This window comes from Hymenobacter sp. BT491 (assembly GCF_014349165.1).
Taxonomy (GTDB): domain Bacteria; phylum Bacteroidota; class Bacteroidia; order Cytophagales; family Hymenobacteraceae; genus Hymenobacter; species Hymenobacter jejuensis.
In genome coordinates, this window is sequence record NZ_JACSJJ010000001.1 from 548,543 (window position 1) to 563,866 (window position 15,324).

At 53.6% G+C, this 15,324-nt stretch carries 14 protein-coding genes; 7 read left to right on the forward strand and 7 right to left on the reverse strand.

The features are described from left to right. Nucleotides 1–3: 3 nt before the first annotated feature. Nucleotides 4–756: a tetratricopeptide repeat protein gene (locus H9I52_RS02360; protein WP_187452485.1), complete on the reverse strand. Its 753-nt coding sequence runs from the start codon at nt 754–756 to the stop codon at nt 4–6. Between the two features lie 236 nt (nt 757–992). Here H9I52_RS02360 and lpdA point away from each other — a divergent pair, with 236 nt between their 5' ends. Together lpdA and H9I52_RS02370 are read left to right on the forward strand one after the other, a co-directional pair. Continuing rightward, nucleotides 993–2,387 (forward strand): dihydrolipoyl dehydrogenase, encoded by a 1,395-nt coding sequence (lpdA, locus tag H9I52_RS02365; RefSeq protein WP_187452486.1) that lies wholly within the window; start codon nt 993–995, stop codon nt 2,385–2,387. 86 nt (nt 2,388–2,473) lie between these two features. Beyond that, entirely contained in the window at nt 2,474–3,610 is a 1,137-nt protein-coding gene (locus H9I52_RS02370; protein WP_187452487.1) for an acyltransferase family protein, read from the forward strand. Between the two features lie 29 nt (nt 3,611–3,639). On the opposite strand, the gene H9I52_RS02375 is transcribed toward H9I52_RS02370, so the two are convergent. After that, a complete protein-coding gene (locus H9I52_RS02375) occupies nt 3,640–4,578 on the reverse strand; it encodes a DMT family transporter (protein WP_187452488.1) in 939 nt (312 codons plus the stop codon). 102 nt (nt 4,579–4,680) lie between these two features. On the opposite strand from H9I52_RS02375, the gene H9I52_RS02380 reads away from it, so the two are divergent. The 3 genes from H9I52_RS02380 (at nt 4,681) to H9I52_RS02390 (ending at nt 8,760) form a co-directional block, all read left to right on the forward strand. Next, nucleotides 4,681–6,018: a replication-associated recombination protein A gene (locus tag H9I52_RS02380; RefSeq protein WP_187452489.1), complete on the forward strand. Its 1,338-nt coding sequence runs from the start codon at nt 4,681–4,683 to the stop codon at nt 6,016–6,018. A gap of 86 nt (nt 6,019–6,104) precedes the next feature. After that, entirely contained in the window at nt 6,105–7,859 is a 1,755-nt protein-coding gene (gene sppA, locus H9I52_RS02385; protein ID WP_187452490.1) for a signal peptide peptidase SppA, read from the forward strand. A 79-nt stretch (nt 7,860–7,938) separates the two neighbouring features. Further along, nucleotides 7,939–8,760: a purine-nucleoside phosphorylase gene (locus tag H9I52_RS02390; RefSeq protein ID WP_187452491.1), complete on the forward strand. Its 822-nt coding sequence runs from the start codon at nt 7,939–7,941 to the stop codon at nt 8,758–8,760. A 69-nt stretch (nt 8,761–8,829) separates the two neighbouring features. Here H9I52_RS02390 and H9I52_RS02395 read toward each other — a convergent pair whose 3' ends face one another. The 5 genes from H9I52_RS02395 to H9I52_RS02415 form a co-directional block, all read right to left on the reverse strand. After that, nucleotides 8,830–9,276, reverse strand: a complete 447-nt coding sequence (locus H9I52_RS02395) for a lipocalin family protein (protein ID WP_187452492.1) — start codon at nt 9,274–9,276, stop codon at nt 8,830–8,832. A gap of 83 nt (nt 9,277–9,359) precedes the next feature. Continuing rightward, on the reverse strand, nt 9,360–10,208 hold the full coding sequence (locus H9I52_RS02400; protein WP_187452493.1) for a DUF4249 domain-containing protein: 849 nt from the start codon (nt 10,206–10,208) through the stop codon (nt 9,360–9,362). Between the two features lie 35 nt (nt 10,209–10,243). Next, nucleotides 10,244–12,586: a TonB-dependent receptor gene (locus tag H9I52_RS02405; protein ID WP_187452494.1), complete on the reverse strand. Its 2,343-nt coding sequence runs from the start codon at nt 12,584–12,586 to the stop codon at nt 10,244–10,246. 144 nt (nt 12,587–12,730) lie between these two features. Continuing rightward, nucleotides 12,731–13,036, reverse strand: a complete 306-nt coding sequence (gene trxA / locus H9I52_RS02410) for a thioredoxin (protein WP_139514210.1) — start codon at nt 13,034–13,036, stop codon at nt 12,731–12,733. A gap of 153 nt (nt 13,037–13,189) precedes the next feature. Further along, nucleotides 13,190–13,639 (reverse strand): hypothetical protein, encoded by a 450-nt coding sequence (locus tag H9I52_RS02415; protein ID WP_187452495.1) that lies wholly within the window; start codon nt 13,637–13,639, stop codon nt 13,190–13,192. 238 nt (nt 13,640–13,877) lie between these two features. Here H9I52_RS02415 and H9I52_RS02420 point away from each other — a divergent pair, with 238 nt between their 5' ends. Further along, nucleotides 13,878–14,204 carry an HNH endonuclease gene (locus H9I52_RS02420; protein WP_230471268.1) on the forward strand — a complete coding sequence of 109 codons (327 nt, stop codon included), beginning with the start codon at nt 13,878–13,880 and terminating at the stop codon, nt 14,202–14,204. 66 nt (nt 14,205–14,270) lie between these two features. Continuing rightward, nucleotides 14,271–15,323, forward strand: coding sequence for a DUF6687 family protein (locus H9I52_RS02425; RefSeq protein ID WP_187452496.1), 1,053 nt, complete (start codon nt 14,271–14,273; stop codon nt 15,321–15,323). Nucleotide 15,324: the final 1 nt, after the last annotated feature.

Sequence of the window (15,324 nt, forward strand, 5' to 3'; positions counted from 1 at the left end):
GAGTTACTTGTTTGAGTAGCGACGTAATGTCTTGGTAATCTTTGGGTTAAGTTTTGCAGCCTTTTCCAAGTCGGCGCGGGCCTCGGTGGGCTTGTTAATGGACGAATAACTGATGCCCCGCGCTTCGTACGCGTCGGCGTAGGCCGGGTCGAGCTCGATGGCGTGGGTAAAGTCCGGGATGGCACCTTTGAAATTGAACATCTGCATTTTGGCAGTGCCCCGGCCAAAAAATGCTTCCTTATCGTCAGGGCGATACTTTAAGGCTTTGGAAAAGTCGGAGATGGAGGCGTTGTATTCCTTCAGTTTGAGGTGCGTCAGGCCCCGGTTGTAGTACGCATCAGCATTGGTAGGCGTGATGCGCAGCGAAGCGTTGTAGTCGAGCATGGCCTCACGGTAGTCCTTGAGGTTGCTCTTGGCTTTGGCGCGCGCCAAAAGCGCATCTGCGTCGCGCGGCGACGCCTTAAGCCTAACATCGGCTGCCCGTATTTCTGCCTTATAATCAACCGGAACGGCCGTTTTAGCTGCGGCGGGTGCGGCCCGTGGGGGAGCAACCGTTGAAGTAGCCGACAGCTTGGCATCGGGTGCCGTAGCGGCGGCACCCGTCGAGTCGATGTAGCGCGGGTTGCCGGGCTCGTGTTGCATTTCCCGCTGCGAGGTGAGGGTCCTGGGTTTTTCGGTTTCTACGGTGGTAGCGCATTGCGTTGTGAGCAGCAAAACCAGCGCGCCCGAAAGGAGGGGAAGTATAGTTGATCTCATAGGGTGAAAGTCAGTAGAAGGAACAAAAACCTTGTACAGGCCTCGTTATGGCGCTTTCTACGACTCGATCGGAATGTTGGACACCTTCTGACCGCCTTTTTTTGTTATTACACAAAGCCTGCGCATTCCGCGCGCCCGGCATTGGGGCGAGTTGCGCGGGCTGCCTATCTTTGTCGCGCCCTGGCGGTCCGCGTCCGGCGCGGTTCTTATTCTTCTCAATCAACCAATACACTAACATGGCATTGCAATACGACCTGGTCGTTATCGGCAGCGGCCCCGGCGGCTACGTAGCCGCTATTCGGGCTTCGCAGCTCGGGCTAAAAGTAGGCGTGGTAGAGCGCGAGTCGCTCGGCGGTATCTGCCTCAACTGGGGCTGCATCCCGACGAAAGCGCTGCTCAAAAGCGCGCAGGTATTTGAATACCTCAAGCACGCCGACGAATATGGCCTGACAGCCGGCCAGCCGGGCTTCGATTTCAATGCCGTGGTCAAGCGCAGCCGCGGCGTGGCCGATGGCATGAGCAAAGGCATCAATTTCCTGTTTAAAAAGAACAAAATCGAAACCGTGTTGGGTACCGGCAAACTGCTGGCTCCTGGCAAGGTGGAAGTCACCAAAGCCGACGGCTCGAAAGAGACCGTAGAGGCTAAGCACATCATTCTTGCTACCGGCGCCCGCGCCCGTGAGTTGCCCAACTTGCCCATTGATAATCAGAAGATTATTGGGTACCGCAAGGCTATGTCGTTGGAGCAAATGCCAAAGCGAATGGTAGTAGTCGGCTCGGGCGCTATCGGCGTTGAGTTTGCCTATTTCTACCGTACAATGGGCGCGGAAGTGACCCTTGTGGAGTTCTTGCCGCGCATTGTGCCAGTGGAGGATGAGGAAGTATCGCGTCAGATGGAGAAATCCTTCAAGAAAATCGGCATCACCGTCATGACCAATTCGTCGGTGGAAAAGGTGGACACCAGCGGTCCCGGCTGCAAAGTGACCATCAAAACCCAGAAAGGTGAAGAGCAGGTGGAGTGTGACATCGTGCTTTCAGCCGTCGGCGTGTCCACCAACCTGGAAAACCTAGGCTTAGAAGAACTCGGCATCAAAACCGATCGTGGTCGCGTCGTCGTTGACGATTATTATAAAACCAACGTGGACGGCATCTACGCCATCGGTGACATTGTGCCTGGTCCGGCGCTAGCGCACGTCGCGTCGGCCGAAGGCATTATCTGCGTGGAGCAGATTACCGGCCATCACCCAGAACCCCTTAATTATCAGAACATTCCGGGTTGTACGTATGCGCAGCCTGAAATCGCCTCCGTGGGCCTCACCGAGAAAGAAGCCCGCGATCAAGGCCTCGAGATTCTGGTAGGCAAATTCCCGTTCTCCGCTTCCGGCAAAGCCTCGGCTTCCGGTTCGAAAGACGGCTTTGTGAAGGTCATTTTCGACGCCAAATACGGCGAATGGCTCGGCGCCCACATGATCGGGGCCAACGTCACCGAGATGATTGCCGAAGTAGTGGTAGCGCGCAAGCTCGAAACCACGGGCCACGAAATCATCAAGTCGGTGCACCCGCACCCCACCATGTCGGAAGCCATCATGGAAGCGGCAGCGGCGGCTTACAACGAAGTGATTCACTTGTAAGAAAAAGCGTTCATAGAAAAATCCTGGTTTCATTCTTAAAAAGAAGAAACCAGGATTTTTATTTAATAAGTCTGTAATATCCTCTAATGAGTCAGATAGCTACTGAAAATTTAAGTGTAGGAGCCAACCAATCCAACAAGATTCACCTCAAAGGCTTAAATGGTATGAGAGCAATTGCTGCGTTGGCGGTAGTTATCTCTCATACCAACATGGGGCTCTATGAGTTTGGTTTGGCCAACGCCGCTTCACTTGATCTGGCTGGCTATGGAGTAACATTGTTTTTTGCGCTTAGCGGATTTCTGATTACTTATCTTTTGCTAAAGGAAAAAGAGAAAACCGGAACTATAGCAATAAAGGAATTTTATATTAGAAGAATCTTAAGAATATGGCCTCTCTATTATTTTTATATTGGTTTATGTATTTTATTCTTTTTGGCATCAGGCCGATCGGGTGAAGTTAATTCTTCAATATTGTTCTATTTATTTATGTTTCCTAACATCCCATTTATTGGGATCGCAGGTTCATTAATGGGACTAATAGGGCATTACTGGTCGTTAGGGGTTGAAGAACAATTTTATAGCTTTTGGCCTGTTCTGGTCAACAAATCTGCCAATGTTTTTAAATCGCTTATTGCTTTTGTTATTATCTTTCTCTGTGTAAAATTTTTTTGTAGAGTTTTAGATGCAAAGTTTGGCATGCATCTTCTGTATCAAACTCTATTCATAGTTCGTTTTGACTGTATGGCTATTGGTGGGATAGGTGCCTGCTTATTATTTTACACAAAATACAACAAGGTTATTAATTTGCTTTACAGTAAATATGTTCAGATGATATGCTGGGCGATTTTTGCCTTAGTGGCGTTTAATAAATTTCATACAGCTTCTATATTAGATCAAGAAATATTCTCTGTTGTTACAGTAATTATTATTTTAAATGTAAGTTCAAACAATAAATCTATTATCAATTTAGATAATAAAATATTTGATTTTTTAGGTAAGATATCTTTTGGTATTTATGTGTATCACCCACTAATGATTGCAGCCCTAGGTTTGTTGATTAAGCCTATAGTTATTAACAAAGAAGCTAAGCTAATACTTATTTATCCTAGCATTATAGCTCTGACGTTGGTAGTAGCGTATTTGTCATACACTTATTTGGAACTATATTTTATCAAAAAGAAAGATAAATACAGTATCGTTCATAGTGGTAGCTCAAAGTGGTAATCCCTCCAGAAAGCTGATGCGAGCAGCGCTCAGTCCTGTATGGGCTCGAAGGGCACTTCTACTGAGGACGGTGCCTGTTGTTTGGGCCGCTTGCTTACAAGAAATACCCCGATAAAAATCAGCGAGGCTTGCAAGGCTTTTGTTACGGTAAAAGTGTCTTTGCCTAGGCTCACGGCAATAATCACGGCCAGTACAGGTTGCAAATAAATGTACACACCCGTCAGAGCGGGGCTGGCGTGCTTGAGTGCCCAGTTATTAAGTAGATATGCTAAAATGGTGAGAAACAATACCATATAAATGATCTCCGACCAGATTAATACCGGTAGGTGTGGGTAATCAATTGCTACGGCCTGCCGCCAACCGAAGGGCACAACTGCCACGGCGCCCACCAGAAAAATTCGGGCTAACACCGTGAAAGGATGGTACTTACGCATCAGCGGCGTCACGATGACTAGGTAAATTCCGAAGGCCGTGGCGTTGAGCAAGATAAAAGCGTTGCCCAGGGGTGTATCCTGTCCGGGATGGGCTGCGCCCGGAGCACGCCCCAGAATAATGAGGGCTGCACCCACACCTGCCAGCACAATGCCCAGGGCCCGCATCGGCGTAATTTTTTCACCCAGCAACACCGCCGAAGCCAGCACTACCACTATCGGTGACACCGTCTGGATGAGGGACGCGTTGATGGGCGAGGTGAGGTTGAGACCCGAGAAAAACAACAATTGATTGGCTGCAATGCCAATTAGTCCGCACAGGATGGAGCGGATGGTATCGCTTCGGCCCTCAATGCGTTCGTTGGCTACCACCCGGCTCAGAATATTAAATACCAGCGCAGCGCCCAAAATTCGTAGTGTGACCAGCCCAAATGGCAACGCGTACTGCGGCATTACGTCTTTGGAAAGGCTGTAATTTGCGGCATAAATAAAGGTCGCTCCAAACAGAGCGGCGTGTACGCGGAGAGAATTTTTCATTGCCAACAAATGTAGCGTAAGCGATAGCTTGCAGCCGCATGCGCCGTGTGCAAACGGCCGTACAATGACTTCGCAAGCTTCTAGGCTTCCGTTACTTTCCTTATGACAACTGGTTCTCTCTTCGATTCCGAGCCTTCGGCTTCTACCCAACACACTGCTGGGCCGCGACCCGGTGCGCCGCTCGCCGAGCGTCGTAGGCCGCGCACGCTGGACGAATACGCTGGCCAACAGCATCTTGTAGGCCCGCAAGGTGTGTTGCGCCGCTACCTCAACGCCGGCCGCATCCCTTCCCTTATTCTGTGGGGGCCGCCCGGCGTGGGCAAAACGACGCTTGCGCATTTGCTGGCCGATGCTCTCCAACTGCCTTTCGCGGCCCTGAGCGCCATCAATGCGGGCGTGAAAGACGTGCGCGAGGTGATTGAGAAAGCCAAATCGCGCCGCGGCACCCTGCTCTTTATCGACGAGATTCACCGCTTCAGCAAGTCGCAGCAGGATGCGCTGCTGGGGGCCGTGGAGCAAGGCGTGGTTACACTGATTGGGGCCACCACCGAAAACCCGTCTTTTGAAGTAATTCCGGCTTTGCTGTCTCGGGCACAAGTATATGTCTTAGAAGGGCTTAGCAAAGAAGTGCTGACGGAGTTGGTGGACAAGGCGTTGGCAGAAGACGAAATCCTGAAGCAAAAAAAGGTGCGCGTGGCCGACTACAACGCTTTGCTCACCATTTCGGGGGGCGATGCCCGCAAGCTGCTCAACCTGCTCGAAATCGTGGTAGAGGCTGGCACTCCCGATGCCAAAACGGGCGAGCTTGTCATTACCGACGAGATGGTGCAACAGCTTGCCCAGCAGCACCTTGCGCGCTACGACAAAGGCGGCGAAATGCATTACGACGTCATTTCAGCCTTCATCAAAAGCATGCGCGGCTCCGACCCCAATGCTGCGTTGTATTGGCTGGCCGTGATGCTGGAAGGCGGCGAAGACCCCAAGTTCATTGCGCGGCGCATGCTCATTCTGGCTTCCGAAGACATCGGCAATGCCAACCCCAACGCCCTGATTCTGGCGCAGAGTTGCTTTCAGGCCGTCACCGTGATTGGACTGCCCGAGAGTGATTTAATCTTGGCGCAAACTGTTGTCTATCTGGCAACTAGCGTCAAGAGCAATGCGTCGTATGTCGCCATTAATGCCGCGCGGGCGTTGGTGCGGCAGCAAGGCGTACAACCCGTGCCCATTCCGTTGCGCAATGCGCCTACCAAGCTTATGAAGCAGCTAGGCTACGGCCAGAAGTACCAGTATTCGCACGATTACGATGGCAACTTCGCGGCCCAGGAATTTCTGCCCGAAGTCCTCAGCGGCACTGTTTTCTACCACCCCGGCAACAACGGCAGCGAGGCCAAAATCCGCGAGCGGCTGAAAGGATGGTGGGGCGATAAATACAGGTATTAAAAGCCCAAACTAGCTGATAAGCTCCGTGTGCTTGTCACCAAAAGCCCGTTACATTTGTTGAGCTCAGGTTATAACTCCCTTTTCTGATGAGACAATTTCTTAAGTACGTACTGGCTACGCTCACGGGCCTCGTGCTATTCGCTGTTGTGGGCTTTCTGGTGCTGTTTGCCGTGGCGATTTCCGCCGCCAAGTCTGACAAAGACGTGAGCGTGGCGAGCAATTCGGTGCTGGAAATCAAGCTCAATAAACCTGTTTCGGAACGTGAGAGCCGCGATTCGTTTGCAGCTCTGTTCTCCAGCCAAGCCGACAATACCGGCCTGGATCAGCTCAAAGCAACCATTCGCCGCGCCAAAAACGACGACGACATCAAAGGCATTTTCTTGAACGTGGAGCTGGTGCAGGCCGGCATGGCGTCGCTGGAAGAAATTCGGGACGCGCTGCTTGACTTCAAGAAATCGGGCAAGTTTGTGGTGGCGTACAGCGACATCTCCTCGGAGAAGAGCTACTACTTGTCTTCCGTGGCCGATAAGCTGTACCTCAACCCGCAAGGCTCGTTGGAATTCAACGGCCTCAGCTCCGAGACTTATTATTACAAAAACCTGTTCAACAAGCTGGGCATCGAGCCTTACATCTTCCGGGTGGGCTCTTTCAAAAGCGCGGTGGAGCCTTACTTCCGCGAGAACATGTCGGATTCGGCGCGGCTGCAAACCTCGTCGTTTCTTAACTCGCTGAATAACTTCATGTTACAGCACGTGGCCGCCGCCCGCAAAATCGCGCCGGCGCGGTTGAAGGTGATCAGCGACTCGATGCTCGTGCACAACGCCGACGATGCCAAGCGCTTGGGCCTTGTTACGGATCTGGGCTATTACGATGAGGCGCTGGACTTTATGAAGTCGAAAGTCGGCATTGCCAAAAAGAGCAGGCTCAGCCTCGTCAGCCTCGACGACTATAGCAAAGACATCGACGAAAACACCAGCAGCAACAACCGCATCGCGGTGATTTATGCCGAAGGCGACATCGTGACGGGCAAGGGCGGCAACGACAACATCGGCAGCACGCGCTTCGCCGACGCCATCCGCAAGGCTCGCCTCGACGATAAAGTAAAAGCCGTGGTGCTGCGCGTCAATTCGCCCGGCGGCTCGTCGCTGGCTTCGGACATCATCTACCGCGAAGTGGCGCTCACTAAGGCCGTAAAGCCGATCGTGTGTTCGATGTCGGATGTGGCGGCTTCGGGCGGCTATTTCATTGCTATGGCCTGCGATACCATTGTGGCGCACCCCAATACGATTACGGGCAGCATTGGCGTATTTGGCGTGCTGCCCAACATCCAGCCCTTGCTGCGCGACAAGCTCGGCATCACCACCGACCGCGTAACTACCGGTAAATTTTCCGATCAGCCAACCATTACGCGGCCGCTCACGGAGTTTGAAAAGCAGCAGCTGCAAAAAGAAGTTGATCGGATCTACGCCGACTTCACTACCAAGGCCGCCAAAGGCCGGCACATGCCCGTCGAGCGCCTGAAGCGCTTTGCCTCCGGCCGCGTGTGGTCGGGCACGGAAGCCAAGCAGCGCGGCTTGGTCGATGTGCTTGGCTCCTTCGACGACGCCATGCGCATCGCGGCCCGGCGGGCGCATCTGAAGGGCGACGACTACAGCATACAACGCCTGCCGCGCCAGAAAACGATGTTTGAGAGCGTTTTCAGCGGCATCAGTGAGGAAGTACGCATGCGGATGGTGAAGCAGGAAATGGGCCCGCTGTATCCTCTGTACGAACAGTACAAAACCCTCTCGACCATGAGCGGCGTACAAGCGCGCATGCCTTTCGAGCTGAACATTCAGTAAACCAAAACCAGGTTTTCCTGCTTTAAAGCAGGAAAACCTGGTTTTGGATATTGTGTAACTGTCTTATAATCAAGTATTTATGATGCAGCAGCTTCGCGAGGCCGCAGACTACATCCGTCCGATTCTGGGCGATTTTCAACCGGAATTTGGGATTATACTCGGTACGGGCCTTGGGGCGTTGGCCGAGGAGCTCGACGTGGTGCAGAGCTTGCCTTATGCTTCGTTGCCGCACTTTCCGGTTTCTACGGTCGAAAGCCATTCGGGCAATTTGCTGGCGGCTACGCTCGGCGGCCGGCGGGTGCTGGTGATGCAAGGGCGCTTTCATTACTACGAGGGCTACACTATGGAGCAGGTCGTGTTTCCGGTGCGCGTCATGAAGTTGCTGGGCATTCAGAAGCTGTTTGTGAGTAACGCATCTGGTGGCCTCAACCCCGAGTACAACTACAGCGATCTGATGCTAATCGAAGACCATATCAATTTGCAGCCCACTAACCCGCTCATTGGTAAGAACTTAAACGAGCTAGGCCCACGCTTCCCCGATATGCTAGAGCCTTACGACCTTGGTTTGCTGGCCCAGGCCGAAGCCGCAGCGCAGCAGTTGGGCTTTGCCGACAAAGTGCGCCGCGGTGTGTACGCCAGCTTGCCCGGCCCCATGCTCGAAACGCCGGCCGAATACCGCTACCTGCGCACCATCGGGGCCGACGCAGTAGGCATGAGCACCGTGCCAGAAGTAATCGCTGCCGTACACCTAGGTTTGCCGGTACTGGCTGTATCCGTGATTACCGATTTGTGTTCGCCCGGCAAACTGAAGCGGGTGCAACTTGCTGATATACTGCGGGTCGCGTCGGATGCCGAGCCACGACTTACAGCGCTGCTAAAAGCCGTCGTGGCGCAACAGTAGGATTGATGTTTGAATCAAAAAGGCCGCTACACCCTGTGTAGCGGCCTTTTTGCTGGGCAGCAAGTGTAGCTAGTACACGAGCTTAAAGCTATAATACTCCTGCTGTCCGGCTTTGTTCGGCCGCGAGTATGCCAGTGTCTGATCGCTAACGCTGATAATGGTATATTCCTGAATATCACCTTTTTGATCGGTGAGGTGCAGCATTCGGTTGTCGGGATCCATCAGCATCCACGTCCCGGTGTAAGTAGTGTTATCGGCGAGCAGCGTTTGGGTGTATGTGCCATCGGTTCGGAACTCGATGGCATAGCGATTTTTGATGTCGTTGTCCCTAACAACTACCGATGGCGTGCCAACTTGTAATTCGCTCTGTTGCCACTTATGAAGCAGTTGCGCTGCCGTAACATGGGGTGCTGGCGGTGGCGCGCAACCGCAAGAGCTTGGATCGCAGCTGCTTAGCAGTGTAGCTAGCAGCATCAGGCACGACAACAGAATGGCTTGAGTACGAGTGCAGTACATAGGATATCGGAAAACGTATAAAGTGGAATAACTTCTGGAGTCGTTGTCTGCGGCGAAAGTTGCAAATGCCTGTTTGGGGAGGCTTATTTGATAATAATGGTTTTGCGCTGGTAGCTTAGCACCGTGAACACGCCTAAGCCGCCTTGCACCGTCGATTGGATGGCCGAGGGCTGGGCAAAAGGGTTGCCGTTGGCATTGCGTGCGTTCTGCACCGATTGCATGTAGCGGTAATACGGCTGGTCGAAGTGGTAGAGGCTAACCACCAGCGTATCACTCGATTCGAACTGATAACTCGTGCCGAGAGTGATTTTCTTGCCGTCGTTGAGGCGGTCTTCCACCATATAATCGATTTCCGAACCGTTGGCGAGGCTGTTTCGGTGGATCTGAAAGCGGTAAAAATCCAGCGTGCCCGCGGGGTCCTGAAAGGTATTGAGCACGTAGGCCTGGCGCTCTTCAGCGGGCTTGTCGTTGAATTTCCACTCTAGCGTGTCGATCGTAACCACCGTCGGGGCAATGGCTGTGCCGGTAACGTGGCGGCCCTGCGTGTCCGTTACGTCGAGTACAAACTTGTCGCCGGGCTTCACCGTCAGGCGTTGCTTGCCGATGTGCGTGTAGGCTTTGCCCTGGCGGCTGATGCCGGGGCCGTAAGCCAGCGTTTCGCGATGGCCATCGGGGTAGGTGAGCACCACTGTAGCGTCGGTCGGGACGGCAGGGGTGGGATCGGCCAAATAAGGCGTTGTTTCCGAGACCGTTAAGCGCGGAATCTGGTTGTTTTCCAGATAGCATTCTACCACCAGCTGCGCTGGTCCGGCGGGCAACTCCACATCGATGTCTTTTTGCAAGCCGCAGCCAGCAGCAAACGCCAGCACAAGCAACGCCGACAATCCGCCTAAATACTTCTGTAAATACCTGATAATAAACAAGTTATGCATTTTAAAAATTCGGTATAACGCGACCGGATTATTCTTTAAAATTTGAAATTATAGGTAATCGAGGGAATCACGGGGAACAGCGACACCTGCCGGGCACGGTAGCTTAGGATCTGTTTGGTTTGTTTGTCCTTCACCTGATCGAAGTATACAAAATACGGATTACGCCGATTGTACGCATTGTAAATGCTCAGCGTCAGATCGGATTCGCCGTGGCGCGGGCGCAACTTGTATACTACGCCCAAATCAAGGCGGTGGTAGGGCGCCAGCCGGTAGCTGTTGCGGTCAGGATACACTGGCACAGCCGTGTATTCTACGCCCTGCACATCCTGAAAAAAGTACCGGCTCTGCGGCAAGGTAGTCGCTGAGCCTGTGGTATATACAAACGAGCCCGTCAGGTTGAAGCGCTCCGAAAGCTGGTGCAGCGCTACCACGGTCAGGTTGTGGCGACGGTCATACGTGGGGTAGAAAATACGCCCGCCGTTGATGCCCTGCGTGCCCAGCTGAGGCGGGAAGCGCCGCTTCGACCAAGAAAGTGTGTAGCCAATCCAGCCGGTGGTGCGGCCCTGCTTTTTCTCTAGGTACAGCTCATTGCCGTACGCCCAACCCTTGCCAAACAGAAACTCGGCGTCGAGGTTGTCGTTGGCAAACAGCTGAGCGCCGTCGCGGAAGTCAATCTGGTTGTGCGCCCATTTGTAGTATATTTCATTGGTAAGCAGATACTTGCCTTTGCCCAGCAAGAAACTGACTCCCGTAGCTACCTGCTGCGAGCGCTGGGGCTTCACCGAAAGCCGCGACGGGTACCAAATGTCGGTGGGCAGCGTGGCTCCCGTATTGGTGACCAAGTGCACGTACTGATACATCAGGGCGTAACTAGCTTTCAATGAGGTGGTTGGCGTAAGCGAATACCGGACGGCACCGCGGGGCTCTAGGCCGCCATACGTATCGGAGCCGCTGTGAAAGCCCGACAGCCGCAGTCCATAATCGAGCTGGAGCTTGTTGCTGAATTTGAAGTTGTCGGAAACATACACCCCGGCTTCCTGCCCCAGATAGCTCACATCGGAGCCAAAGTCAATCCGGCCGTCGGCGCTACCGGCTTTTAGGCGCCCAACTCCGAAGTCGTGTGCCGTGATAATGGCTCCGAATTTCCAGGTGTGATGGCTGTTGGGCGTGTACTCTACGTCGGTCCGCAGGGCGTAATCCCGAATTTGGGAAGTCAGCCCGAAGCTAAACTGATCGAGCTTGTTGGTAATGTTGTATTGGTAGCGCGTAAACGAAGCCGTGGTATTGACGAACAGCTTCGACGAAAACACGTGGTTCCAGCGGGCCGTTGCCACGGCGTTGCCCCAGCTAAAGTCAAAATTGAATCCGTTGGAGCTGTTAAACCCGAATATGTCGTGCCCGTAGTAGCCGCTGAAGAAGACCTGATCTTTCTTGCCAAGCGCGTAGTTGGCCTTGGCGTTGAAGTCGTAGAAGTAGTAGTTTGGAATAGGATTATAGTCTTCCTTACCTTCATTGATCTTGTTGATCTGGCGCGTAAAAATGTCGAAATAGGTGCGCCGCCCCGACAGAATAAAGGAGCCCTTTTTCTTCACAATCGGTCCTTCCACCGTCAGACGCGACGAAATCAGACCCAGCCCGCCGCTCACGCTGTACTTCTCGCGGCTGCCTTCGCGCAGCTTCACATCCACCACCGACGACAACCGTCCGCCGTACTGCGCCGGAAACCCGCCTTTGAAAAGGTCCACGCTTTGCACCGCATCGGGGTTAAACACCGAAAACAGGCCGAACAAGTGCGCCGGGTTGTAGACCACCGCGTCGTCCACGAGCACCAGGTTCTGGTCGGAAGAGCCGCCGCGCACGAAGAGGCCCGAGGTGCCTTCGCCGCCATTTTGCACGCCGGGCTTGAGCTGTAAGGTTTTAAGCAAGTCGACTTCGCCAAACAAGGCCGGCAGCAGCTTGGCTTCCTTCACCGAAAGATGCTCCACGCTCATCTGGGTTGTCTGAAGCTTCTGCTCCAGCGAGCCCGAGCCTTCTACCACTACTTCGCCCAACTCGTTGTTGGAAGACGAAAGTGCAAAGCCTTGGCGCTGGTTCTGCGTCAGGTTGATGTCGCGGGTTATCGTCTCGTAGCCAATGAAGGAAATGACCAACCGGTGCCGGCCCGGCGGCAGGGGCAAGGCATAGAAGCCCGTCGAGTCGGCGGTGGTGCCGGTATTGAGCGCCGGCACGGCCACCGAAGCGCCGGGTAGCATGCTGCGGTCGGAGGAAGCGCGTACGTACCCGCTCAGCAGGAAGCGCCCCTGCGCGACTAACGCCAAGGGTGCAGACCAGAAAACCAGAAAAGCAAGGCAGCGGAACAGTAACGGAGTTAATCGCATTGGTTGGGGCAGCGGTGGGGAGCAGTAGCAAAGGTATAGAAGTGCGCTTCCCCAACGCCTTACCAAGCTAGTTAGTTTGTGGTAAGATAGTAATCAATTTTCGGCAGCCAGAACGCAGCTACAGAGTAAGTTAGCCGTGGCGCTCTATAAATAAGCCTGCACTGCCTGCGTGAGTTGGGTTGCCGGGACCACGCCCGACTGCCGCCACACTTGCTGCCCTTTGTGAAACAAAATCAGTGTAGGGATGCCCTGCACCCGGTACTGTTGGGCTGCCGCCGGATTGCGGTCCACGTCCACTTTTATCACTTTGAGCTTGCCTTCGTGCTGTGCGGCTACCTGTTGCAGAATGGGCGCCATCGTTTTGCAGGGCCCACACCAGTCCGCATAAAAATCGACGAGCACCGGCATGCCCGGGCTACTAATGAGTTCGGCAAATGATTTCTTAGCCATCGCACTTCTTGCTGAAAATGAATACAAGTTCTCGGCGGGTGCTTTCACCGCCTATCCAGCATACGTAAAATTTTGGCAAAGAAGTTTCCCAAGCCCACAATAGCAAAAGCCCGGCGCTGCTGCGTCGGGCTTTCATAAGTTGTTGCAAGATAATTACTTGCGTTTGTCGATAACCGTCACATCGTTGCCGGTCTCGGAAAAAGTAAAGCGGCCGCCTACTACTTTTTTGCCGCCTACCTGGCACTCCCACACGAAAGCGTTGGGAACAAATTTCGCGGCTTCTCCTCTTTCGGTTTTGAAATAATCGGCTTCGGAAGCTTCCGAAGGGAATAGCACATCGACGCCATTCTGGCCTTTGGTTACTTCTTTCACCAAGGTGTAGGTTTTGCCGGAGCTCTGGTCGGTGACAATGAATTTGGCGGTGTATGCGCCGAGCTGCCCAAACTTATCCATGACGCCAATTTTAGCATACACGTCTGTCGATACCATCCAAGTCTGCGCCCGCGAAGTGGAGGGCATCAGCAGCACCAAGGCCACCAGCAGGCCACCTGCCCGCAGAGCATTTTTGAGGTTACAGGGAAAAGGGCGAGTAGAAATGATCATATTTAAACAATAAGTGGTGTGAAATGTGGACTGGGGCTTTTAGGGTTATAAATCCATCTTTGCCAAGAGAGAACTACAACCTGTTGTTCGTGGTTTACAGCGTATTGTGCTGTTTCCGCAACCAAATATATATTTTATCTAATCGGCTTAATACAATTTTGAATATTTTTTTTGCGGTTGGCTATTTTCGGGATTATGCCAAGAATATTTAAGATAACTACTTGCTAACCTAGTATTTATGTCGAGACGTGCCAACGAAGCCCGACGGGGCCAGCTTGCTGCCCAAAGCCCAAACGAGCCGCAGTGCCAACTGTGCGAGCGGCAAGTGCGGTATGTGTCGCGGCACCATTTGGTACCGCGTGAGGAAGGGGGCCGCCACGGGCCAGTCGTAGATTTGTGCCAACCCTGCCACAGCACAGTGCACTTGCTGCTGACCAATCGCATCTTGGCAAAGCAATATTCCACCATCGAGGCGCTGCGCAGCGCCGAGGAGCTGCAAAAGTACCTGCACTGGATTCGGCGCAGTCGGGTAGAGCACATTTCCAATCGCCGCCGAAAGCAATAATGGCCTTTGTGGTGACGAACTGCGTTGCTGTTGGTTACTTGCCTTCTGGTTCTTGCTTATTGCTACATGAAGTTTGTTCCCTTCGCACAAGTGCGCCGCCAGCCCACCATTATCGTCGATAGCACTGGGCTAGGAGCGGTGCTTGTGCTGGCTCATTGGCGCGGGGCTGCCACGCCCGAGCTCTTCCGCGACGATACCAGTGCTGGTTCGGTACTGCGCTTTCTCCACTCTTCAGTGCTGGAAAATGTAGCCAACGCGGTGACAGCCAACCATTTCGATGTTGACGGTTTTGTAGGCGTCTGGGCGATGCTGAATCCCGAGCAGGCGCTGCGGCATGAGCATCTGTTGCGCTTAGTAGCTACGTTGGGCGATTTTCGGGAGATAAACTGGCACGACCCGCACGCCGACCATGCCCTGAAGCTCGTGTGCTGGCTGAATGCCAAGGAGAAAGAGCTGTTTTATCCGCCTTTTGGCGCTCCTGTACTACGCCGCCGCGAGGACGAAGCATCGGCGGAAAAGTTTGAGTGGTTTCTGCCGCGTTTCGGCAATATCCTCGAAAATCCGGAGCTGGACCTTACCGTTTGGGAACCCGAATACGAGCGGGTACGCCAAGCAGTAGCTGTAGTGCAAAGTGCCGCTACGCACACAGTTGGCTATGAAGATATTAGTTTGGTTGTGGTGCGCACGCCGGAGCCGTTGCCTTATTATGCGTTGTTTGGCTCCACGGCGGGCTTCGACATGGTGCTAAGCATTTACGAAGGCAATCGGTATGAATTTGAGTACAAATACACCACTTGGATTGACCTCGAATCGCGCCCGACGCTGCCGCGTTTGCCGTTGGACGCGCTGGCTGCCCGCCTCAACGCCCTCGAACAAACCGCTCGCCGTTGGACTTTCGACGCTGTGACGGACACGGGGCCCTTACTGCGCCTTTCGGGCAAAGGCCTCAGCAAGATGCACCGCTACGCCGACCCCGATCAGCGGCCGATTTACGCCTCTTCTATCGCTCCCGAAACTATTGAGCAGGAGGTGGTTGGCTTTTTCCAGCAGCGATACGCGGGTATCCAACCCCGACGTTACTGGTTGTGGGCGGAGATACGGGAAGCAGGTGCGCAGTAGC

What these genes read in the sequence shown, in the direction of transcription:
- H9I52_RS02360 (WP_187452485.1), bottom strand. Translation starts at nt 756, where the DNA reads ATGAGATCAACTATACTTCCCCTCCTTTCGGGCGCGCTGGTTTTGCTG.
- H9I52_RS02420 (WP_230471268.1), top strand. Translation starts at nt 13,878, where the DNA reads ATGTCGAGACGTGCCAACGAAGCCCGACGGGGCCAGCTTGCTGCCCAA.
- H9I52_RS02415 (WP_187452495.1), bottom strand. Translation starts at nt 13,639, where the DNA reads ATGATCATTTCTACTCGCCCTTTTCCCTGTAACCTCAAAAATGCTCTG.
- H9I52_RS02375 (WP_187452488.1), bottom strand. Translation starts at nt 4,578, where the DNA reads ATGAAAAATTCTCTCCGCGTACACGCCGCTCTGTTTGGAGCGACCTTT.
- H9I52_RS02395 (WP_187452492.1), bottom strand. Translation starts at nt 9,276, where the DNA reads ATGTACTGCACTCGTACTCAAGCCATTCTGTTGTCGTGCCTGATGCTG.
- sppA (WP_187452490.1), top strand. Translation starts at nt 6,105, where the DNA reads ATGAGACAATTTCTTAAGTACGTACTGGCTACGCTCACGGGCCTCGTG.
- H9I52_RS02370 (WP_187452487.1), top strand. Translation starts at nt 2,474, where the DNA reads ATGAGTCAGATAGCTACTGAAAATTTAAGTGTAGGAGCCAACCAATCC.
- H9I52_RS02390 (WP_187452491.1), top strand. Translation starts at nt 7,939, where the DNA reads ATGATGCAGCAGCTTCGCGAGGCCGCAGACTACATCCGTCCGATTCTG.
- H9I52_RS02425 (WP_187452496.1), top strand. Translation starts at nt 14,271, where the DNA reads ATGAAGTTTGTTCCCTTCGCACAAGTGCGCCGCCAGCCCACCATTATC.
- H9I52_RS02405 (WP_187452494.1), bottom strand. Translation starts at nt 12,586, where the DNA reads ATGCGATTAACTCCGTTACTGTTCCGCTGCCTTGCTTTTCTGGTTTTC.
- lpdA (WP_187452486.1), top strand. Translation starts at nt 993, where the DNA reads ATGGCATTGCAATACGACCTGGTCGTTATCGGCAGCGGCCCCGGCGGC.
- H9I52_RS02380 (WP_187452489.1), top strand. Translation starts at nt 4,681, where the DNA reads ATGACAACTGGTTCTCTCTTCGATTCCGAGCCTTCGGCTTCTACCCAA.
- H9I52_RS02400 (WP_187452493.1), bottom strand. Translation starts at nt 10,208, where the DNA reads ATGCATAACTTGTTTATTATCAGGTATTTACAGAAGTATTTAGGCGGA.
- trxA (WP_139514210.1), bottom strand. Translation starts at nt 13,036, where the DNA reads ATGGCTAAGAAATCATTTGCCGAACTCATTAGTAGCCCGGGCATGCCG.